Here is a 20,567-nt window from a genome sequence, read left to right on the forward strand (position 1 = left end):
AGGCGGGAGGGGCGGCTCTGGGGAGCCCGGCTCAGACGAGTGAGCCGTAGAGGCCGGGGCGGCGGTCTCGCAGGTAGGGGTTGTGCTCGCGGGAGGCCGCCAGGAAGGCGGGGTCGACCTCGCCGAAGACGAGGTCCTCGCCGCGGCCGGCGCGGGCGCGGGCGGTGCCGTCGGGGCCGGCGAGTGTGGAGAGCCCGACGAACTCGAAGTCGCCCTCGGGTCCGGTCCGGTTCACGTACGCCACGTACATCTGGTTCTCGAAGGCGCGGACCGGGATCAGCGACTCGGCGACGAACTGGAAGGGGTGCATCTGCGCGGTCGGCACCAGGAGGAGGTCGGTGCCGGCGAGCGCGTGCGAGCGGACGTTCTCCGGGAACTCCACGTCGTAGCAGATCATCATGCCGAGCCGGACCCCGTCGAGCTCCGCCTGGACGACGGACTGCTCGCCGGGGGTGAACCACTTCCGCTCGAAGGAGCCGAAGAGGTGGGTCTTGCGGTAGTTCGCCAGGCGGGCGCCGTCGGCGCCGATCAGCTGGGCGGAGTTGTAGACCACCCCGTGCCGCTCGGGGTCCCGCTCCGGGTAGCCGTAGCCGATCGCCAGGCCGTGGCGGGCGGCGAGGGTTGCGACCGCGTCGGCGGAGGGGCCGTCGGAGGGCTCGGCGAGACGGGGGACGTCGTCACCGATCGCGTAGCCGGTGAGGAAGAGCTCAGGGGCGACCAGCAGGCGGGCCCCGGTGGCCGCGGCCCGCTCGGCCGCGTCCGCGAGGACGGCGAGGTTGGCGGCCACGTCACCGGGCTGTCCGGAGCTCTGGAGCAGGGCGGTGCGCAGCGGCGGCATGGGCGGGACCTCGCGGGGGTGGAAAGGGGTGGAAGGAAGACGTCAAAACGGTACGGTTCCGTGCTCCACCGGGACAAGACTCGACCGTTGCGGACCGACCGTCGATGTGTTGCGCGCTTAGCCGGGCGGGCGGCGATTCGTTGCGCGCACCTCGTCCGACGGCGTGAAGAGGACCGTTCCGCGGGTGGGACGTGTCCCTCCGCCCCCCACGCGTGGGGCTAGGCGGGTGAGCCGGAGGAGAAGCGCCGCAGCAGCGGCGAGAGCACCAGGACGGACTTGGTGCGCTCCACGAACGGCTCACCCGCGATCCGCTCCAGGACGCGCTCGAAGTGGCGCATGTCCGAGGCGAAGACCTGGACGACGGCGTCCGCGTCGCCGGTGACGGTCGACGCGGACACCACCTCGGGGTAGCGCTCCAGGCCTCGCCGGATGTCGTCCGGCGAGGTGTTGTGGCGACAGTAGATCTCGACGAACCCCTCGGTCTCCCAGCCGAGCGCCGCCGGGTCCACCCGTACGGTGAAGCCGGTGATGGCGCCCTCGGCCCGGAGCCGGTCCACGCGCCGCTTCACGGCGGGCGCGGAGAGACCGACGAGCGAGCCGATGTCGGCGTACGAGCGGCGGGCGTCCTCCGCGAGGGCGTGGACGATGCGTTCGTCGAGGTCGTTGAGTCGCACTACGGGTGGATCACTTCTCTGCGGAGGCCAGACGGGAGCGGCGCATGCCGTACAGGAAGTAGAACACGAGGCCGACGGCCATCCACGCACCGAAGTACGCCCAGGTGATCAGGTCGAGGCTGTACATGCTGTATCCGCAGAAGAGGAATCCGAGCACGGGGAAGAGCGGCCCGAACGGCACCTTGAAGGAGCGGTCCATGTCGGGGCGGCGGTAGCGGAGCACCACGACCGCGATGTTGACCAGGGCGAAGGCGAAGAGCGTGCCGATGCTGGTCGCGTTCACCAGCTCGCCGAGCGGGACGGCCGCGGCGAGGATTCCGCAGAAGAGCGAGACGATCACGGTGTTGGCGCGGGGGGTTCCCGTCTTCGGGTTCACCTTGCCGAAGACCTTGGGCACCAGGCGGTCGCGGGACATCGCGAAGAGGATGCGGGTCTGGCCGTAGAGCACGGTGAGGACGACGCTGGCGATGGAGATCACCGCGCCGGCGGCGAGCAGGGTGCCCCAGAAGCTCTGTCCGGTGACGTCGTTCATGATCGCGGCGAGGGTGGCATCGGTGCCGGCGAACTTCTTCCAGTCCCAGGCGCCCACGGCGACCGCGGCGACGAGCACGTACAGCGCGGTGACGATGACCAGGGAGAGCATGATCGCCCGCGGCAGGTCACGCTTGGGGTTCTTGGCCTCTTCACCCGCGGTGGAGGCGGCGTCGAAGCCGATGTACGAGAAGAAGAGGATGGCGCCGGCGGCGCCGATGCTCCCCATGCCCAGCGGCATGAAGTCCGCGTAGTTGCCGGACTTGAAGCCGATGAAGCCGACGGCGCAGAAGAGCGCGAGCGAGGCGATCTTGACGAACACCATGATCGTGTTGGCGCGGGCGGACTCCTTGGCCCCACCGAGCAGGAACAGCATCGCCAGCATCACGACGATCAGTGCCGGCAGGTTGAATATGCCGCCGTCGCCGGGGGGCGCGGTGAGCACCGTCGGCAGGGTCACGCCGATGGTGCCGTCGAGGAGCTCGTTGAGGTAGTCGCCCCAGCCGACGGCCACGGCCGCGACGGAGACGCCGTACTCCAGGAGCAGACACCAGCCGCAGATCCAGGCGACGACTTCACCCATCGTTGCGTACGCATACGAGTAGGAGGAGCCCGCGACGGGGATCGTGCCGGCCAGTTCCGCGTACGAGAGGGCCGAGAAGAGCGCCGTGAGGCCGGCGAAGACGAAGGCGACGGTGACGGCCGGGCCCGCCAGCGGGACGGCCTCGCCGAGGACGACGAAGATGCCGGTGCCGAGGGTGGCACCGATGCTGATCATGGTCAGCTGCCACATCGAGAGCGTGCGGCGAAGACTGCCGCCCTCACCCTGTCCACCCTCCGCGACCAGCTGTTCTACCGGCTTGCGCCGGGTGAGGGCGGAGAGCACCGAGCTCTTGGGGACGGTCGGCTCGGTGGCCGGCGGGGCTGTGCCTTGATCCAGCACTGCGGGGCTCCTTGATCGCTGCCTGTCGGGACGCGACGACCGCGGCGGCACGCGAGCAGGGGGGAAAGGAACCCGCGAGGGATGGGGGACCGCCGAGCAGGCGGTCGCCGCCACTCCTGGTACGAGGCATGAGCCTAAGCCTTCACGGTTCGCGTCCGTAATGCAGAGTTGTTGCGCACCTGCGGATGATCATTGCGCACTTGCGGCACAGACGGGGAAACATTGCGCCTCGCTGCATGAATCGACACATCAAGGGTGCGAACGGGGTGTGAAGCGCCTCCGGCGTGGCATGGACTTCTCATGCCGGCCGACCCGCTCCGCGAGCCCTCCGCACCCCTTCGCCAGGAGGAGGTGGCGGCGGCTGACTGGCTCGGCCCGGGACCCTTCCTGCGCGGTACGGCGTGGCTCGACCGGGGCCGCGCGGTGCGGGCCGACCCCGCCGACCTCGCCCGGCTGCCCTGGGACACCGTGGAGCGGGCCGCCCTGCCCATCGGGGTACGGGTGGAGTTCACGGCCACGCCGGGCACCCGGTCCGTCGAGCTGCGCTACCGGGCGGCCTCGCCCGGCTCCCTGCCGCACTGCTTCGCGCTGTGGCGCGGGACGAGGTGCGTCGGCGAGGTCGTGACGGAGCCGGCCGAGGAGGCCACGGTCACGCTCGAACTCCCCGCGGGTGGTGGGGTGTTCAGCGTCCATCCGCCGGAGGACCGGGCGCCGGTGGTCCTCGGCCTGCGCGCGGTCGGCGGTGCGCTCTCGCCCGCCCCCGGCCGGCCGCGCTGGCTGGTGCACGGCGACTCGATCACCGAGGGCTGGTGGTCGACGAGGCCCGCCCACTCCTGGCCGGCGACGGCGGGGAGGACGCTCGGCCTGGACACGGTCAACCTCGGGTTCGCGGGCGGCGCGCGCGGTGAGCTGCCGCTCGCCGAGCAGCTCGCACGGCTCCCGGGCGAGCTCGTCACCCTGGCCTTCGGCACCAACTGCTGGTCCAGGGTCCCGTCTTCGGCCGGCTGGCTGTACGAGACGGTCCGCGCCTACGTCGGGCTCGTCCGCCGGGGCCACCCGGACGCCCCGCTGCTGATCCTCTCGCCCGTCCTGCGCCCGGAGGCCGAGACCACCCGCAACGCCCTGGGCGCCACCCTGGGCGACCTGCGCACGGCGATGGAGCACGCGGGGCGCGACCTGGCGTCGGAGGGCGACCAGCGGCTCCTGGTGCTCTCCGGCCGGGACCTGCTCGGCCCCGAGCACCTGGCGGACGGCCTGCACCCCGACGACGCGGGCCACGCGCTCATCGCGGCCGCGGTCGCCCGGGCGCTGCGCCCGCACGTACCGGCGTGAGCGCGTCGGATACGCCGAAGGGCCCCCGCGAGAGACTCGCGGGGGCCCTGGGCCGGAAAGCGACCGGCTGCTAGCTCCAGCTGGCGTGCAGCGGCTTGCCCTCGGCGTAACCGGCGGCGCTCTGGATGCCGACGACGGCCTTCTCCTCGAACTCGGCCAGCGAGCCCGCGCCCGCGTACGTGCAGGAGGAGCGGACGCCCGCGATGATCGAGTCGATCAGGTCCTCGACGCCCGGACGGGCCGGGTCGAGGAACATCCGGGAGGTCGAGATGCCCTCCTCGAAGAGGCCCTTGCGCGCGCGGTCGTAGGCCGACTCCTCGCTCGTACGGTTACGCACGGCGCGGGCCGAGGCCATGCCGAAGGACTCCTTGTAGAGGCGCCCGTTCGCGTCGGCGTGGAGGTCGCCCGGGGACTCGTACGTCCCGGCGAACCAGGAACCGATCATGACGTTGGACGCGCCGGCGGCGAGCGCCATGGCGACGTCGCGCGGGTGGCGGACACCGCCGTCGGCCCAGACGTGCTTGCCGTACTTCTTCGCCTCGGCGGCGCACTCCAGGACGGCGGAGAACTGCGGGCGGCCGACACCGGTCATCATGCGGGTGGTGCACATGGCGCCGGGGCCCACACCGACCTTGATGATGTCCGCGCCGGCCTCGATGAGGTCGCGCACACCCTCGGCGGCGACGATGTTGCCGGCGACGATCGGCACCTGCGGGTCGAGACCGCGGACGGCCTTGATCGCGGCGATCATCGACTCCTGGTGGCCGTGCGCGGTGTCGACGACGAGGGTGTCGACCCCCGCGTCGAGGAGCTGCTTGGCCTTGCCCGCCACGTCGCCGTTGATACCGACGGCGGCGGCGATGCGGAGCTTGCCGTGCTTGTCGGTGGCCGGGGTGTAGAGGGTCGCGCGCAGCGCGCCCTTGCGGGTCAGGATGCCGACCAGACGCCCGTCCTTGTCGACGGCCGGGGCGTACCGGCGGTTGGCGTGGTCCAGCGTGTTGAACGCCTCGCGGGGCTCGATGTCGGCGTCGAGGAGCAGCAGGTCCTTCGACATGACCTCGGACAGCTGGGTGAAGCGGTCGACCCCGGAGAGGTCGGCGTCGGTGACCACACCGATCGGACGGCGGTCCTCGTCGACGACGACACCGGCGTCGTGCGCCCGCTTGGGGAGCAGGGAGAGGGCGTCGGCGACGGTCTGGTGGGGGTCGAGGACGATCGGGGTGTCGAGGACGTGGTGGCGGCTCTTCACCCACGCGATGACGTCGGTGACGACCTCGATCGGGATGTCCTGCGGGATGACGACGATGCCGCCACGTCGGGCGACGGTCTCGGCCATGCGGCGGCCGGCGATCGCGGTCATGTTGGCGACGACCAGCGGGATCGTCGTACCGGAACCGTCCGGCGAGGTGAGGTCGACGGCCTGGCGGGAGCCCACGGCCGAACGGCTCGGCACCATGAACACATCGTCGTACGTCAGGTCGTACGGCGGCTTGACGTCATTGAGGAAACGCACGTGCTGAACATCCCAGTCGATCGGAGTGGCCCCTAGGCATTTCAGCCAGGGGAAAAAGCACGTAGTTCATTGTCCCACGACGACGCGCGAACCGGTCCCGGGCGATTCATCCGAGGCTTGCGGGAGCACCCCTGTAGGATCCTCCGAAAACTCCCTTGCCGTGCCCCTCAGACGTCGTCCGGGTCCGTGCGGTCGAGGGCCGGGCGGGGGCCGGGGGCCGACTCGGTGAGGAGGAAGTCCGCCGCCGCGCGGTCGGTCACGAGGCTGGTGACGAGACCCGACCGCAGGACCGCGCCGATCGCCGCCGCCTTGCGCTGACCGCCGGCGATGGCCACGACCTCGGGGATGCGGCGGAGCCGGTCGGCCTCGACGGTGATGCAGCGCTCACCCAGGTCGCGTCCCACCCGGCGCCCGTCGGCGTCGAAGAGGTGCGCGGACATCTCGGCGGCGACGCCGAGCGAGGCGTAGTGGGCGCGCTCCTCGTCCGTGAGCATGTCGTGCACGGTCGAGATGCCGGGCTCCCAGGAGCCGATCGACACACAGGCGACCGTGACCTTGTCGAAGTACTCGAAGGCCCGCGCGATACCGGTCTGGTTGCGCAGCGCGGCCGCGGTGGCCGGGTCGGGCAGCAGCATCGGCGCGTAGATGGGGTGCGCCTCGCCGCCGGAGACCTGCGCCGCCCGCCGTACCGCCTCGACCGAGCCGCGCTCGGCGGTGCCCGCGTCGTACACGCCCGTGAGCTGCACGACCGTGCACGGGGGCAGCCGGTCGAGGGCCGCGGCCATGTGGATGGTGGAACGGCCCCAGGCCAGGCCCAGGACGTCGCCCTCGGTGACCAGCTCGCCGAGCAGGTCGGCCGCGACCTCGCCGAGGTTCTCCGGGTCGGGCGACTCGTCCTCGCCCTCCGCCGGGGACTCGACGACGACGGCATGGCGGAGCCCGTAGCGGGCGCGGAGCGCGTCGGAGCGCTCGGCGTCCAGCTCTGCGGGTACGCGGATCTCGATGCGTACGAGGTCGCGTTCGAGCGCCGTCTCCAGGACCCGGGCCACCTTGAAGCGGCTCACGCCGAACTCCTCGGCGATCTGGATCTTGGACTTGCCCTCGAGGTAGAAGCGGCGGGCCATGGCCGCCGCCTGCACCAGCTCCGCGGGTCCCATCCGCAGGGCTGACCGTCCCGCTGAGATACCCGCCACCGCGATCTCCTCACTGCTCTTCACGTACCGCTGCTCACGAACTGCTCAGGCTCTGCTCTCGAACCGCTCGACCGCCGTTGGCCGAGTTACCGCTGTTCACACTCTCGACTCACCGTTCATCCTGTCAGATCCGGTGGCCCTTGATCAGTCCTGTCGACCCGCCGACGGACCGCGTTCATCTGGGTGAGGCTCAGTGGCCACACGCCCACGCCGCCGAGGCGGTCGCGGAGTCGGCCTTGGCGCGCAGCGAGCGGACGGCCTCGGCCGGGTCCGCCGCGCCGTAGACCGCCGATCCCGCGACGAAGACGTCGGCGCCGGCCTCGGCGCAGCGCTCGATGGTGGACTCCGCGACGCCGCCGTCGACCTGGAGCCACAGCTCCAGGCCGTGCTTGGAGATCAGCTCACGGGTCCGGCGGATCTTCGGCAGCATGATGTCGAGGAAGGCCTGACCGCCGAAGCCGGGCTCGACGGTCATGATCAGCAGCATGTCGAGCTCGGGAAGCAGGTCTTCGTACGGCTCGATCGGCGTCGCGGGCTTCAGCGCCATCGACGCCCGCGCGCCCTTGGCCCGGATCTCGCGGGCCAGCCGCACGGGCGCGGCGGCCGCCTCGACGTGGAAGGTGACGGACCCGGCGCCGGCCTCGACGTACTGGGGGGCCCAGCGGTCGGGGTCCTCGATCATGAGGTGGCAGTCCAGCGGGGTGTTCGTGGCACGGCTGAGCGACTCGACGATCGGCACGCCGAGCGTCAGGTTCGGCACGAAGTGGTTGTCCATCACGTCGACGTGCAGCCAGTCGGCACCCTCGACGGCCTTCGCCTCCTCGGCGAGGCGGGCGAAGTCTGCGGACAGGATGCTGGGATTGATCTGCGCCATGTGCCAAGCCTGCCATGTTCTTGGGCACTTCTTTGCCGCGGACCGGTTTCGGTTCACATCCGGTCCGACCGCGGGGCTCCGACGGGCGTCACAGCCCGGACATTCGGGCTTTTTCGCCGCCCGCCGGCAACTCGTGGGCGGCGGCGGGTGGCGTCAGGCCGTACGTCGGAGCAGGGCGAGGTACATCGCGTCGGTCCCGTGGAGATGCGGCCACAGCTGGACGTCCGGTCCGTCGCCGAGCCCGGGGACGCCCGCCATGAGCGGACGGACGTCGATCCACTCCGCCTCGACGGCGGGGCCGCCGCGGCCCTTCAGGACGTCCTCGACGACCACGCGGGTCTCGGCCAGGTGCGGCGAGCAGGTCGCGTAGCCGACGACACCGCCGACGCGCACGGCCCGCAGCGCCTCCCGCAGCAGGCCGCGCTGAAGCGGGGCGAACCCCTCCAGGTCCTCCGGGCGGCGACGCCAGCGGGCCTCGGGCCGGCGGCGCAGTGCGCCGAGCCCCGAACACGGCACGTCCATGAGCACGCGGTCGAAGGAGCCGGGCCGCCACGGCGGGCGGGTGCCGTCGGCGGCGATGACCTGGTACGGGCCGGGGTTGCCGGCCAGCGCGCGTTCGACGAGCCGGGCGCGGTGCGGCTGCTTCTCCGAGGCGAGCAGGGTCGCCCCGCGCTCCGCGGCGAGGGCGCCGAGCAGCGCGGCCTTGCCGCCGGGCCCGGCGCATCCGTCGAGCCAGCGCTCGTCACGGCCTTCGAGGGGCGCGGCGGCCAGCGCGATGGCGACCAGCTGGCTGCCCTCGTCCTGGACGCCCGCCCGTCCCTCGCGGACCGCCTCGATGGCTCCGGGTTCGCCGCCCTCGGCCAGCCGTACCGCGTACGGCGACCAGCGTCCGGGCAGCACCGTGTCCTCGCCGAGCACCTCGGTCAGCTCCTGGGGCGTGGACCGACCGGGGCGGGCCACCAGCGTGACCTCGGGCCGTTCGTTGTCGGCCTCCAGCAGGTCCTCGATGCCGGCCCGTCCGCCGCCGAGGGCGTCCCACAGCGCGGTGACCACCCAGCGGGGGTGGGAGTGGACGATCGCGAGGTGATCCTCGGCGTCGTCCTCGTAGGGCGGCGCGACCCGCTCGACCCAGGTGTCGAAGTCGTCCCGCGAGATCTTCCGCAGTACGGCGTTCACGAACTTGGCCCGCCCGTCCCCGAGGACGACCCGCGCCAGCTCCACGCTCGCGGAGACGGCCGCGTGGGTGGGAATGCGCGTACCGAGCAGCTGGTGCGCCCCGAGGTTCAGCACGTCGAGCACCGGGGGGTCGACCTCGCGCAGCGGCCGGTCGATGCAGGCCGCGACGATCGCGTCGTACGTCCCCTGCCGCCGCAGCGTCCCGTAGACCAGCTCGGTCGCGAGCGCCGCGTCGCGGGTGTCGAAGTCGCCGCCCTCCCGCGCCTTCTTCAGCAGCGGCGGCAGCACGAGGTTCGCGTACGCGTCCCGCTCGTCGACGGCCCTGAGCACCTCGAAGGCGAGCATCCGGACGGGGTCCTTCTTGGGACGCCGGTACGGCTTGGGGGGACGGCGACGTGCCTGCTCGCTCAAAAGGTGCTCCGCTGACGAAGTGAGACGGTCGAACCCTCCCAGCCTAAGCCCTCCCCCGGACCGGCCCCCCGACCGCCCGCACCCCTCCCGACCTGCTCGGAGCCCGGTTGACTCGTCTTGCCCGGGGTGCCGGAGACCCGCGATCATCCGGTCATGAGACCTGAAGTGCGGGCGTTCGTCGCCGACGGCCCCCTCCCCGACTGGGACGCGAGCGAGGAGGAGATCGACAGGCGCGTCAAGCAGCTGGAGAGGATCTCCCGACCGGTGACGGCGGAGGAGGCAGCGGCGCTGGCCACCTGCTTCGGACCCGACGACTGCTACGGCGTCGCCTGGTCGCTGCTCCACCTCATCGAGAGCGGACCGAACCCGGTCCTGACCACCCGGCCCGCTCCCGACGCCAACGAGTGGCACGACAGGCTCTGGAGGCGGGCCGTGAACGCGGGGCTCGTCGACGAGGCCTGACGGCCCCGGGGCGCCGGCGCGGACCGAGGGCCGTCCGGCGGACTCGGCCGGGGCCGCGCCCGAGCCGCCGGACACGGCCTAGGACCGTGGGGCGCCCAGGTCCGTGCCGCCCACGCGCTCGCCCGGGGCGATCCGTACGCCCCGGGCCCAGTCCGCCGCCTTCATCGGCTTCTTGCCCTGCGGCTGGACCCAGAGCAGCTCCACCGCGTACGAGCCGGTGCCGACGAACACGTTGTTCTTGCCGGCCGCGAGCTCGCCGGGCGCCAGGTCGGTGCGGTCGGGCACCGGCACGGCCTGGATCAGCTTGAGGCGCTCGCCGCGGAAGACGGTCCAGGCGCCGGGGGCCGGGGTGCAGCCGCGCACCACGCGGTCCACGCGCAGGGCCGGGGCCTTCCAGTCCACGTGCGCGTCCTCGACCTGGATCTTGGGGGCCAGCGTGATGCCATCGGCGGGCTGCGGGACCGGTTTCAGGGTGCCGTCCTCGATGCCGTCCATCGTCGCGGCGAGCAGGCCGGCGCCGGCGAAGGCGAGCCGGGTCAGCAGGTCGCCACTGGTGTCGGTGGGGCGGACCTCCTCGGTGATCACGCCGTAGACCGGACCGGAGTCGAGACCCTCCTCGATCTGGAACGTCGTCGCGCCCGTCACCTCGTCGCCCGCCATCACGGCGTGCTGCACGGGCGCCGCGCCGCGCCAGGCCGGCAGCAGGGAGAAGTGCAGGTTGACCCAGCCATGGGTGGGGATGTCGAGGGCGGCCTTCGGCAGCAGCGCCCCGTAGGCGACGACCGGGCAGCAGTCCGGGGCGATCTCGCGCAGCCGCGCGAGGAACTCCTCGTCGCGTGGCCTCGACGGCTTGAGCACCTCGATCCCCGCCTCCTCCGCCCGCTCGGCGACCGGGCTCGCGACCAGCCGCCGGCCACGGCCCGCGGGGGCGTCCGGGCGGGTGACGACGGCCGCCACCTCGTGCCGGCCGGAGGCGAGCAGGGCGTCAAGAGCGGGTACGGCGACCTCGGGGGTGCCTGCGAAGACGAGCTTCATCGGTGGCTGACTGCCTGTCTGTCGGGGCGGATCACGGGCAACGCACCAGTCTAGGTGCCGATGTGCGAGGGGGCGTACGTCGGCATGAGCGCCCCACGCATATGCGTGTACGCCCCCGCAGCGTGACCTGACCACGGGTAGCGCGTTGGTCAAGAGAGATTGACCGAAGCGGGCCGCCCCTCGTTGTGGCCCGACCCTTATTCCACGCCGGTTCGAGAGGCTTTCACATGGCCGACCACGCAACCCACGACGCCCAAGCCCGGGCAAGTCTGCATCTGTTGGTGCGGGACATCGAGCGGGTCCGGCGGCAGGTGGACGCACTGCGCACGCTCACGGCCCAGTTGGGCAATGTCTACCGCCCGCGCCGCTCCGGCCCGTCGACGGGCTTCGTCGTCTACGGACGAGCGCCCGCGCCGACGGTCCGGCTCGCCCAGGAGCTGCGGGACAGCGTCGAGACCCTGGTGACGGCGGCGGTCGACTTCGACCGCTCCCTCGGGTTCTCGTGGGACGCGGTGGGCTCCGCGCTCGGGGTCACGAAGCAGGCCGTCCACCGTCGGTACGGTGCCCGGCGCGCGCCCCAGCCGGGCGGCGTCGTGGAGCAGGACCGCGCGCCGGAGCCGGCCGCGACCCGCACGCTGCCGGTGGTCCCGCCCGCCCGCGCGATGCCTCCGCAGCCCGCCCCCGCCCCCGCCGCCCAGTCCCTCCGCGAGGACCCCCGCCCGCCGGCCTTCCCCGGCCCCCGCAACGGCTGACGCGCCCCCTCCGGCCGCCCACCCCTCGCAGGGGCCGGGCGGCCGAGCCATGCGGGGCCCGGGGAGCGTCCGGAAGGTCCCCCGGTGCGCGACTCCCCCGCCCGCTCCCCAGAGCTTCGCCCGGGGGCTCACCCGCCCCCTTGGCCCTTCGGGCACGGGAGGTTCCCCCACCCCCGCACCGGGCGCCGTTCACCCCGCCCCGCGGGCGGGCCGCGATAATCTTCCGGACCCTCCTAACCGATGTCCGGTGGGTCCACCCGGACCCGGACCGGGTCACCGCCGCCCCGGGCCAAGCGGCCCGCCCGCGCCTGCTTCAGCGCGGCCGCCAGCGCGGCCCCGTTGCCCGGCGGGACCCGGATCAGTGCCCGCTCCCACCGCTCCCCCGGCGGAGGGTCGCCCGGCCGGAAGGGGCCCCCGGGCCGGACGACCGGCAGCGGCACCGGGCCCAACACCTCGGCGTCGCCGGGAAGTTCGGCCGCCGCGAGGAAGGCCTCCACCGCCTCCGGCGGGCCGGAGACGGCCGCCATCCGCGACACCGGCGGGAAACCCAGCTCCGCCCGCTCGGCGAGTTCCCGCTGGGCGTGGCCGACCGGGTCCCACCGCACCAGGGCCTGGACCGGCCGCAGCGTGGGCTCGGCCACCACGACGACGACGCCGCCCGGGCCGCCCTCGCCCTGGCCCCGTACCAGCGAGGCCGCGTCGATCCAGCGCCGCAGCGCCTCCTCGCCCGCGCGCAGATCGGGGCGCGAGAGCATCGTCCAGCCGTCGAGGAGGAGCGCCGCGGCGTAGCCCCCCTCGGCGACGGGCTCGGCGCCCGGTGTGGACACGACCAGGGCGGGCCGCCCGGGCACGGTGTCCAGGACGTGGTCCCGGCCCGATGTCCGTACCGGCACAGCGGGGAATGCCCGGCCCAGCTCCTCCGCCGTCCGGCGGGCGCCGACGACCTGGGCCCGCAGCCGGGTGGCGCCGCACTCCACGCAGGTCCAGTCGGCCGCGCCCCGCCCGCACCACCCGCACCGCAGCTCCTGCTGCTCCGGTGCCTCCAGCGGCCCCGCGCAGTGCCGGCACCGCGCGGGCGTCCGGCACCGCTGGCACGCGAGCCTCGGTACGTACCCCCGCCGCGGCACCTGGACGAGCACGGGGCCGGTCTTGAGGCCTTCCCGTACCGCCTGCCAGGCCAGGGAGGGCAGCCGGGCGGCCCGCGCGGCCTCGTCGCGGGCGAGGTCGGTGTCGCCGACGGTCCGCACCAGCGGGGCGGCGGCCCGCACCTGGTCACGGCCGGCGACGAGCGGCTTGGCCCAGCCGGACTCCACGAGCTGCGCGGCCTCGACGGTGCAGCTCGTCGATCCGAGCAGGAAGGCGCACTTGTCGTGGGCCGCGCGCAGCAGCAGGACGTCGCGCGCGTGGGGCTGCGGTGCGTGCGGTTCGCTGTGGCTGCCGTCCCCGTCGTCCCAGATGGTGACGAGCCCCAGGTCCCGCACCGGCGCGAACATCGCGGCCCGCGTCCCGACGACCGCCCGCACGGCGCCTCGCCGCACCGCGAGCCACTGGGCGTAGCGCTTCTCCGGTCCGGTCTCGGCGGTGAGCAGGGCGTGCCGTCCCTCGCCCAGGACGGCCTTCAGGGCGCCGTCCACGCGCGCCGCGGCCCGCCCGTCGGGCACCACGACCAGCGCCCCCCGTCCGGAGGCGAGCGTGGCGCCCACGGCCCGGGCCAGCTCCTCGGCCCAGTGCGGTCCGGGCAGCGCGTTCCAGACCGCGCGCGGCGCCCCGCCCGCGGCGAGGGAGTCCAGGAACGCCGGACCCCGTTCGTACCGCGTCCAGGTGCCCGGCTCGGGAGGGGCGGGCGGTGGCAGCGGCTCGGGGGACGGCTTCGCCTCGGCGCGGGCGCTGCGCGGTGGGATCGCCAGCTGGAGCACGTCGGCGAGGCTTCCCGCGTAGCGGTCGGCGACCGCCCGGGCGAGGGCGAGCAGCTCGGGGCTGAGGACCGGTTCGGGAGAGACGACGTCGGCCAGTGCGGCCAGCGCCCCCGGATAGTCCGACTCGGCCCGCCGCTCGACGAGGAAGCCGTCGATCAGCCGGCCGCCCTCACGCCGCCCGTCCCTGACCTGGTGGGCGCCGGCGCCGAAGCGCACGCGCACCCGGACCCCCGGCCGCGCGACGGCGTCCAGCTCCTCGGGCACGGCGTAGTCGAAGAACTGGTCGAGGTGGAGCACGCCCTTGTTGACCACCACGCGGGCCACGGGCAGCTCCTTGGCCAGCGCGGCCCCCCGCCACGTCCGGGGCTTGGCCCGCGGCGCCTTCGCCTTGCGGACGGTCTCCCGGATGAGCGCGAGCTGCTCGGGCGGCTCGGCGGCCGCCCCCTGCGTCTTCCCGTTCTCGCTGCTCACAGCCTCATACCTACCAGACGCCACCGACAGCCCGACAAGCGCGGGATTCGCCCCGGACACGCGAAGGCCCGGCACCCCCAGGTGCCGGGCCTTCGCGTGAAAACCGTGCCGTGCGGAAAACCGTGCCTTACAGACCCGCGGCCTTGCGCAGGGTGTCGACGCGGTCGGTGCGCTCCCAGGTGAAGTCGGGGAGTTCGCGGCCGAAGTGGCCGTAGGCGGCCGTCTGGGAGTAGATCGGGCGCAGCAGGTCGAGGTCGCGGATGATCGCGGCCGGGCGGAGGTCGAAGACCTCGCCGATGGCGTGCTCGATCTTCTCGGGCTCGATCGTGTGGGTGCCGAAGGTCTCGACGAAGAGGCCGACGGGCTCCGCCTTGCCGATCGCGTACGCGACCTGGACCTCGCAGCGCGAGGCGAGCCCGGCCGCGACGACGTTCTTGGCGACCCAGCGCATGGCGTAGGCGGCCGAGCGGTCCACCTTCGACGGGTCCTTGCCGGAGAACGCGCCGCCACCGTGACGGGCCATGCCGCCGTACGTATCGATGATGATCTTCCGGCCGGTCAGGCCGGCGTCACCCATCGGACCGCCGATCTCGAAACGCCCGGTCGGGTTGACCAACAGGCGGTACCCCTCGGTGTCCAGCTTGATGCCGTCCTCGACGAGCTGCTGCAGCACGTGCTCGACGACGAACTCGCGGATGTCGGGCGCGAGCAGCGACTCCAGGTCGATGTCGGAGGCGTGCTGCGAGGAGACGACGACCGTGTCGAGGCGGACGGCCTTGTCGCCGTCGTACTCGATGGTGACCTGGGTCTTGCCGTCGGGGCGCAGGTACGGGATGGTCCCGTTCTTGCGGACCTCGGTGAGGCGGCGGGAGAGCCGGTGGGCGATGTGGATCGGGAGCGGCATCAGCTCCGGGGTCTCGTCCGACGCGTAGCCGAACATCAGACCCTGGTCGCCGGCGCCCTGCTTGTCCAGCTCGTCCTCATCGCCCTCGACACGCTTCTCGTACGCCGTGTCGACACCCTGCGCGATGTCCGGGGACTGCGACCCGATGGAGACCGAGACGCCGCAGGAGGCGCCGTCGAAGCCCTTCTTCGAGGAGTCGTACCCGATCTCGAGGATCTTGTTCCGTACCAGGGTGGGGATGTCGGCCCATGCCTTGGTGGTGACCTCACCGGCGACGTGCACGAGGCCGGTCGTGATCAGCGTCTCGACGGCGACGCGGGAGGTGGGGTCCTCGCGCAGGAGCGCGTCGAGAATGGTGTCGCTGATCTGGTCAGCGATCTTGTCGGGGTGACCTTCGGTCACGGACTCCGAAGTGAACAGGCGACGGGACACAACGCTCCCTGTGGTTGCAGCGGCTGCTGGCTCAACAATTGTCGGACGGCAGGGGGCTGCGCCCCGCGTCGTACCGCGACCAGTCTATCCGGCGTGCTCGGACATTGGGCCAGGTGTCTCGCAAGCTGGGAGCCGGGGTGTCACCGAATCCGGCCGCCCGCCTGTCACGAACACCTGTTCCGATCGCCCCAAGGGACCGGATTCATGGGATTTCACTCGGCCAGGGCGGTGAAATCCGGACGCGTGGGAGATTTCACGGAATCGTTCGCGGGCACGGTCCGCAGGCGGGGTGCGACCAGATCCCAGACGATCTCCGCCAGGGCTTCCTTCGGTCCGTACGGTACGGGCGTGTCCGTGCCGTCGGCCGCGAGCACCACGGCCTCGTTCTCCTCGGAGCCGAAGGTCTTGCGCTCCCCCACCTCGTTGACCACGAGCAGGTCGCAGCCCTTGCGGCGCAGCTTCGCCCGGCCGTTGGCGAGGACATCGTCGGTCTCGGCGGCGAAGCCGACGACCACCTGGCCGGGCACGGCGCGGTCGGCGGAGATCTCGGCGAGGATGTCGGGGTTCCGGACCAGCTCGATGGTCGGCGCTCCCCCGTCGTCCGTCTTCTTGATCTTGCCCGGGGCGTAGACGGCCGGGCGGAAGTCGGCGACGGCGGCGGCCATCACCACGGCGTCGGCGTCGGCCGCGGCCTTCAGGACGGCCTCGCGGAGCTGGACGGCGGTGCCGACGTGGACGACGTCGACGCCGGCCGGGTCGGGGATGCCGGTGTTGGCCTCGACGAGGGTGACCCGGGCGCCGCGGGCGGCGGCGGCCTTGGCCAGCGCGTACCCCTGCTTGCCGGAGGAGCGGTTGCCCAGGTAGCGGACGGGGTCGAGGGGCTCGCGGGTGCCTCCGGCGCTGACCACGACATGGCGGCCGGCGAGGTCGGGGACGGCGGCGCGGCCGGAGCCGTGCCGGTGCAGGACCCGGCGACAGACCTCGAAGATCTCGGCGGCCTCCGGCAGCCGTCCCTTGCCGGTGTCGACGCCGGTCAGCCGGCCGACGGCGGGCTCGATGACGACGGCTCCGCGGCGGCGGAGCGTGGCGACGTTCTCCTGCGTGGCGGGGTGCTCCCACATCTCGGTGTGCATCGCCGGGGCGAAGACGACCGGGCAGCGGGCGGTGAGCAGGGTGTTGGTCAGCAGGTCGTCGGCGAGGCCGTGGGCGGCCTTGGCGAGCAGGTCGGCGGTGGCCGGGGCCACCACCACCAGGTCGGCGGCCTGGCCGATCCGTACGTGCGGGACCTCGTGGACGGTCTCCCACACCTCGGTGGAGACGGGGTGGCCGGAGAGCGCGGACCAGGTCGCGGCGCCGACGAAGTGCAGCGCGGAGTCGGTCGGGACGACCCGTACGTCGTGGCCGGACTCGGTGAGCCGCCGCAGCAGCTCGCACGCCTTGTACGCGGCGATGCCGCCGCTGACTCCCAGGACGACCTTCGGCTGTGCCACGGCGCTCAACTTCACTCCCCGCGCTCGGATGCGTACGACTCCATGAGACACCACAGGCCCGGCGGATGGTCCGCCGGGCCTGGAGTGACAAACGTGACAGTGCCCGCCTACTGGGCCGGGCCCTCGATGGCCTCGGAGGTCAGCAGACCCGCGTTGATCTCACGCAGGGCGATCGAGAGCGGCTTCTCGTGGACGTGGGTGTCGACGAGCGGACCGACGTACTCGAGCAGGCCCTCGCCGAGCTGCGAGTAGTACGCGTTGATCTGGCGCGCGCGCTTGGCCGCGTAGATCACGAGGCTGTACTTCGAGTCGGTGGCCTCGAGCAGCTCGTCGATCGGCGGGTTGATGATGCCCTCGGGCGCGGTGATGGAAGAGGACACGCTCTAGCCTTCCGAAGAAACTTCTGTGAGCTGATCGGGATGATCAGATCCAGGTGATCAGAATTCGATCAAACAACGTTCATCAAGGCTAGCAGCTCACGCGCCACGTCCTCGACGGAGGTGTTGACCAGGGTGGTGTCGAACTCCGGCTCGGCGGCCAGTTCGATCTTGGCGGCCTCGAGGCGGCGCTCGATGACCTCGGGCGACTCGGTGCCGCGGCCGGTGAGCCGGCGGACCAGCTCCTCCCAGCTCGGCGGGGCCAGGAAGACCAGCTGGGAGTCGGGCATCGAGTCCTTGACCTGCCGGGCGCCCTGGAGGTCGATCTCCAGCAGCACGGGCTCGCCCGCCTCCAGGCGGTCCAGGACCGCGCGGCGCGGCGTGCCGTAGCGGTTGCCCGCGAACTCGGCCCACTCCAGGAGTTCCCCGTTGGCGACCAGCTTGTCGAACTCGTCGTCCGCCACGAAGAAGTAGTGGACGCCGTGCTGCTCGCCGGGACGCGGCTTCCGTGTCGTGGCCGACACCGAGAGCCAGACCTCGGGGTGGACCTTGCGCATATGAGCGACGACCGTGCTCTTGCCGACCCCGGAGGGGCCGGAGAGCACGGTCAGCCGCGGACGTACCTCTGCTGCCATGCAGCGATTATTCCAGTTGTACGGGTGTGCCTGGGACGGCAGTCCCGGCTCAGGCGCCGGTGCTGCCGAACTCGCGCTCCAGGGAGGCGATCTGGTTGGAGCCGAGACCGCGCACACGACGGCTTTCGGAGATGCCGAGCCGCTCCATGATCTGCTTGGCGCGGACCTTGCCCACGCCCGGCAGGGACTCGAGCAGCGCGGAGACCTTCATCTTGCCGATGACGTCGTTCTCCTGGCCCGTCTTGATGACCTCGTGGAGGGAGGCGCCGGAGTGCTTGAGTCGATTCTTGACCTCGGCCCGCTCCCGGCGAGCCGCGGCGGCCTTTTCGAGCGCGGCTGCGCGCTGTTCAGGGGTAAGGGGCGGAAGAGCCACGCCTACGTCACCTCGGATGTCGAACTGTCGGATACGGACCGGTGAGGAACCTAGTCGCCCCACACCAGTGGAGCAACGATCAACGCAGTGACCGTTGAACGCTGACTCTGCCCCGGAGACTAGCGGCCAATGCGTCTCCAGTCAGCGAGAACGAAGGAAAAGTCCTGGTCAGCATCGACCGACCAGGACATTTCCGGCATAACGACCGGCATTTCGGCCAAGATCTCGCCACGGAGTGAGACGGCCCCGACCTGCGCATTGGCCCCGCGGGCGGTTTACGCGCCGACGGCCTCGCGAATCTCGTCGGCGTACCGCTCCGCGGAGCCGCGCAGCGCGGAGGCGTCCGGGCCGTGCTTCAGGACACCCCGGCTGACGTTCGGGACCACGTTGCGGACGGCCGCTCCGAAGACCGCCGGGAGATCGGCGGGCGTCGCGCCCTGAGCGCCGATGCCCGGGGCGAGGAGAGGGCCGTTGATGTCGAGGTCGAAGGAGGAGAGATCGCCGAGGGTGGCGCCGACGACCGCGCCGAAGGAGCCCATCGGGGCCTCCCCCGCGTTCTCCTCGGCGAGGTGGGCCAGCATGATCGCGGCGACGCTCCGGCCGGCGGGGTCGTCGGTGCGCACCGCGCGCTGGACCTCCGCGCCCTCCGGGTTGGAGGTGAGGGCCAGCACGAACAGGCCCGCCCCGGACTCCTTCGCCAGGTCGACGGCCGGCTTCAGGGAGCCGTAGCCGAGGTACGGGGAGACCGTGAGGGCGTCCGAGAAGAGCGGCGCGTCCTCGCGGAGGTAGGTCTCGGCGTAGGCGGCCATCGTGGAGCCGATGTCGCCGCGCTTGGCGTCCATGACGACCAGGCCGCCCGCCTCGCGCAGGTCGGCGACGGCGCGCTCCAGGACGGCGACGCCCCGGGAGCCGAACCGCTCGAAGAACGCCGACTGCGGCTTGAAGACGGCGACGGTGCCGGCGAGCGCCTCGACGACCGTGAACGTGAAGCGCTCCAGGCCCGCGATGTCGTCGGTCAGGCCCCAGGACTCCAGCAGGGCGGCGTGCGGGTCGATGCCGACACACAGCGGGCCGCGCTCGTCCATGGCGGAGCGCAGGCGTGCGCCGAAGGGGGCAAGGGTCACGAGGTGGCCTTTCGGGTGTCGGCGCCGACGGCCTCGGCGAGCGTGGCGTACGGGGAGGCCGCGAGGCGGGCGGCGAGGCCCTTGTGGATCGCGCGGGCGTAGAAGGGTCCTTCGTAGATGAAGGCGCTGTAGCCCTGGATCAGCGTGGCACCGGCCAGGATGCGCTGCCAGGCGTCCTCGGCGTTCTCGATGCCGCCGACGCCCACGAGGACCAGGCGGTCGCCCACGCGGGCGTACAGGCGGCGCAGGACGGCCAGGGAGCGTTCCTTGACGGGCGCGCCGGAGAGCCCGCCGGTCTCCTTGACGAGAGCGGGGTCGGACTTCAGGCCGAGACCCTCACGGGCGATGGTGGTGTTGGTGGCGATGATGCCGTCCAGGCCCAGCTCGAGGGCGAGGTCGGCGACCGCGTCGACATCCTCGTCGGCCAGGTCGGGGGCGATCTTGACGAGGAGGGGGACCCGGCGGTCGGTGACCGTGCGGTCCGCCGCCTCCCGTACCGCCGTGAGGAGCGGGCGCAGGGACTCGGTGGCCTGGAGATTGCGCAGCCCGGGGGTGTTCGGGGAGGAGACGTTCACCACGAGGTAGTCGGCGTGCGCGGCGAGGCGCTCGGTGGACGTGACGTAGTCGGCGGCGGCCTCGGCCTCCGGGACGACCTTGGTCTTGCCGATGTTGACGCCGACGACGGTCCTGAAGACCGGCACGCGCGCGTGGAGGCGGGCGGCGACGGCCGCCGAGCCCTCGTTGTTGAAGCCCATGCGGTTGATCAGCGCGCGATCCGGGATCAGCCGGAAGAGCCGCTTCTTGGGGTTGCCGGGCTGGGCCTCGCCGGTGACGGTGCCGATCTCGACGTGGTCGAAGCCCAGCATCGACATGCCGTCGATCGCGACGGCGTTCTTGTCGAAGCCGGCGGCGAGGCCGAACGGGCCGTGCATGCGAAGTCCCAGCGCCTCGGTGCGCAGCTCCGCGTACCGGGGTGCGAGGACGGCGGCGACGAAGGTGCGCAGGACCGGCGTGCGGGCGGCCAGGCGGATCCAGCGGAAGGCCAGGTAGTGGGCCTCCTCCGGGTCCATCCGCTTGAAGACCAGGTGGAAGAAGAACTTGTACATGGAGG

19 protein-coding genes are annotated in these 20,567 nt (G+C 72.4%); 3 read left to right on the forward strand and 16 right to left on the reverse strand.

Annotation, left to right across the window (positions count from 1 at the left end; all coding sequences use genetic code 11):
- Positions 1–31: 31 nt before the first annotated feature.
- From ACF06X_RS24770 to ACF06X_RS24780, 3 genes are all read right to left on the reverse strand, one after another.
- Positions 32–838: a carbon-nitrogen hydrolase family protein gene (locus tag ACF06X_RS24770; protein ID WP_392289497.1), complete on the reverse strand. Its 807-nt coding sequence runs from the start codon at positions 836–838 to the stop codon at positions 32–34.
- Between the two features lie 218 nt (positions 839–1,056).
- Positions 1,057–1,512: an Lrp/AsnC family transcriptional regulator gene (locus tag ACF06X_RS24775; protein ID WP_015032260.1), complete on the reverse strand. Its 456-nt coding sequence runs from the start codon at positions 1,510–1,512 to the stop codon at positions 1,057–1,059.
- 10 nt (positions 1,513–1,522) lie between these two features.
- Positions 1,523–2,986 (reverse strand): amino acid permease, encoded by a 1,464-nt coding sequence (locus ACF06X_RS24780; RefSeq protein ID WP_392289498.1) that lies wholly within the window; start codon positions 2,984–2,986, stop codon positions 1,523–1,525.
- 300 nt (positions 2,987–3,286) lie between these two features.
- Here ACF06X_RS24780 and ACF06X_RS24785 point away from each other — a divergent pair, with 300 nt between their 5' ends.
- A complete protein-coding gene (locus ACF06X_RS24785) occupies positions 3,287–4,318 on the forward strand; it encodes a GDSL-type esterase/lipase family protein (protein WP_392289499.1) in 1,032 nt (343 codons plus the stop codon).
- A gap of 70 nt (positions 4,319–4,388) precedes the next feature.
- Here the strand turns inward: ACF06X_RS24785 and ACF06X_RS24790 are convergent, their stop codons facing one another.
- The 4 genes from ACF06X_RS24790 to ACF06X_RS24805 form a co-directional block, all read right to left on the reverse strand.
- Complete coding sequence (locus tag ACF06X_RS24790) at positions 4,389–5,831, reverse strand: GuaB1 family IMP dehydrogenase-related protein (RefSeq protein WP_392289500.1); 1,443 nt, start codon at positions 5,829–5,831, stop codon at positions 4,389–4,391.
- A gap of 167 nt (positions 5,832–5,998) precedes the next feature.
- Entirely contained in the window at positions 5,999–7,048 is a 1,050-nt protein-coding gene (locus ACF06X_RS24795; protein ID WP_392289501.1) for a sugar-binding transcriptional regulator, read from the reverse strand.
- A gap of 166 nt (positions 7,049–7,214) precedes the next feature.
- Entirely contained in the window at positions 7,215–7,898 is a 684-nt protein-coding gene (gene rpe, locus ACF06X_RS24800) for a ribulose-phosphate 3-epimerase (protein ID WP_392289502.1), read from the reverse strand.
- 153 nt (positions 7,899–8,051) lie between these two features.
- Entirely contained in the window at positions 8,052–9,485 is a 1,434-nt protein-coding gene (locus ACF06X_RS24805) for an RsmB/NOP family class I SAM-dependent RNA methyltransferase (protein ID WP_392289503.1), read from the reverse strand.
- 153 nt (positions 9,486–9,638) lie between these two features.
- Here ACF06X_RS24805 and ACF06X_RS24810 point away from each other — a divergent pair, with 153 nt between their 5' ends.
- On the forward strand, positions 9,639–9,947 hold the full coding sequence (locus ACF06X_RS24810) for a hypothetical protein (protein WP_392289504.1): 309 nt from the start codon (positions 9,639–9,641) through the stop codon (positions 9,945–9,947).
- A gap of 78 nt (positions 9,948–10,025) precedes the next feature.
- Here ACF06X_RS24810 and fmt read toward each other — a convergent pair whose 3' ends face one another.
- A complete protein-coding gene (gene fmt, locus ACF06X_RS24815; protein ID WP_392289505.1) occupies positions 10,026–10,982 on the reverse strand; it encodes a methionyl-tRNA formyltransferase in 957 nt (318 codons plus the stop codon).
- Positions 10,983–11,209: 227 nt separating this feature from the next.
- On the opposite strand from fmt, the gene ACF06X_RS24820 reads away from it, so the two are divergent.
- Entirely contained in the window at positions 11,210–11,734 is a 525-nt protein-coding gene (locus tag ACF06X_RS24820; protein ID WP_392289506.1) for a hypothetical protein, read from the forward strand.
- A 233-nt stretch (positions 11,735–11,967) separates the two neighbouring features.
- Here the strand turns inward: ACF06X_RS24820 and ACF06X_RS24825 are convergent, their stop codons facing one another.
- From ACF06X_RS24825 to ACF06X_RS24860, 8 genes are all read right to left on the reverse strand, one after another.
- The gene (locus ACF06X_RS24825) at positions 11,968–14,121 is read right to left on the reverse strand and encodes a primosomal protein N' (protein WP_392289507.1); all 2,154 of its coding nucleotides are present in this window, start codon (positions 14,119–14,121) and stop codon (positions 11,968–11,970) included.
- 127 nt (positions 14,122–14,248) lie between these two features.
- Positions 14,249–15,457 carry a methionine adenosyltransferase gene (gene metK / locus ACF06X_RS24830; protein ID WP_392289508.1) on the reverse strand — a complete coding sequence of 403 codons (1,209 nt, stop codon included), beginning with the start codon at positions 15,455–15,457 and terminating at the stop codon, positions 14,249–14,251.
- Between the two features lie 212 nt (positions 15,458–15,669).
- Complete coding sequence (gene coaBC / locus ACF06X_RS24835; RefSeq protein ID WP_392289509.1) at positions 15,670–16,947, reverse strand: bifunctional phosphopantothenoylcysteine decarboxylase/phosphopantothenate--cysteine ligase CoaBC; 1,278 nt, start codon at positions 16,945–16,947, stop codon at positions 15,670–15,672.
- A 107-nt stretch (positions 16,948–17,054) separates the two neighbouring features.
- The gene (gene rpoZ, locus ACF06X_RS24840) at positions 17,055–17,327 is read right to left on the reverse strand and encodes a DNA-directed RNA polymerase subunit omega (protein ID WP_005319902.1); all 273 of its coding nucleotides are present in this window, start codon (positions 17,325–17,327) and stop codon (positions 17,055–17,057) included.
- 68 nt (positions 17,328–17,395) lie between these two features.
- On the reverse strand, positions 17,396–17,959 hold the full coding sequence (gene gmk, locus ACF06X_RS24845) for a guanylate kinase (RefSeq protein WP_158985400.1): 564 nt from the start codon (positions 17,957–17,959) through the stop codon (positions 17,396–17,398).
- A gap of 49 nt (positions 17,960–18,008) precedes the next feature.
- On the reverse strand, positions 18,009–18,332 hold the full coding sequence (locus tag ACF06X_RS24850; protein WP_030204477.1) for an integration host factor: 324 nt from the start codon (positions 18,330–18,332) through the stop codon (positions 18,009–18,011).
- Between the two features lie 275 nt (positions 18,333–18,607).
- A complete protein-coding gene (gene pyrF, locus ACF06X_RS24855) occupies positions 18,608–19,456 on the reverse strand; it encodes an orotidine-5'-phosphate decarboxylase (protein ID WP_392289510.1) in 849 nt (282 codons plus the stop codon).
- The gene (locus tag ACF06X_RS24860) at positions 19,453–20,562 is read right to left on the reverse strand and encodes a quinone-dependent dihydroorotate dehydrogenase (RefSeq protein ID WP_392289511.1); all 1,110 of its coding nucleotides are present in this window, start codon (positions 20,560–20,562) and stop codon (positions 19,453–19,455) included. The genes pyrF and ACF06X_RS24860 overlap by 4 nt, the downstream gene beginning before the upstream one ends.
- Positions 20,563–20,567: the final 5 nt, after the last annotated feature.

This window comes from Streptomyces sp. NPDC015346, from assembly GCF_043078785.1.
In the GTDB taxonomy this organism is placed as follows: Bacteria; Actinomycetota; Actinomycetes; order Streptomycetales; family Streptomycetaceae; genus Streptomyces.

Bases quoted from the DNA above. Each gene is read 5' to 3' on its own strand.
- ACF06X_RS24770 (WP_392289497.1), bottom strand. From the start codon at position 838: ATGCCGCCGCTGCGCACCGCCCTGCTCCAGAGCTCCGGACAGCCCGGT.
- ACF06X_RS24785 (WP_392289499.1), top strand. From the start codon at position 3,287: ATGCCGGCCGACCCGCTCCGCGAGCCCTCCGCACCCCTTCGCCAGGAG.
- rpe (WP_392289502.1), bottom strand. From the start codon at position 7,898: ATGGCGCAGATCAATCCCAGCATCCTGTCCGCAGACTTCGCCCGCCTC.
- ACF06X_RS24810 (WP_392289504.1), top strand. From the start codon at position 9,639: ATGAGACCTGAAGTGCGGGCGTTCGTCGCCGACGGCCCCCTCCCCGAC.
- fmt (WP_392289505.1), bottom strand. From the start codon at position 10,982: ATGAAGCTCGTCTTCGCAGGCACCCCCGAGGTCGCCGTACCCGCTCTT.
- ACF06X_RS24820 (WP_392289506.1), top strand. From the start codon at position 11,210: ATGGCCGACCACGCAACCCACGACGCCCAAGCCCGGGCAAGTCTGCAT.
- gmk (WP_158985400.1), bottom strand. From the start codon at position 17,959: ATGGCAGCAGAGGTACGTCCGCGGCTGACCGTGCTCTCCGGCCCCTCC.
- ACF06X_RS24860 (WP_392289511.1), bottom strand. From the start codon at position 20,562: ATGTACAAGTTCTTCTTCCACCTGGTCTTCAAGCGGATGGACCCGGAG.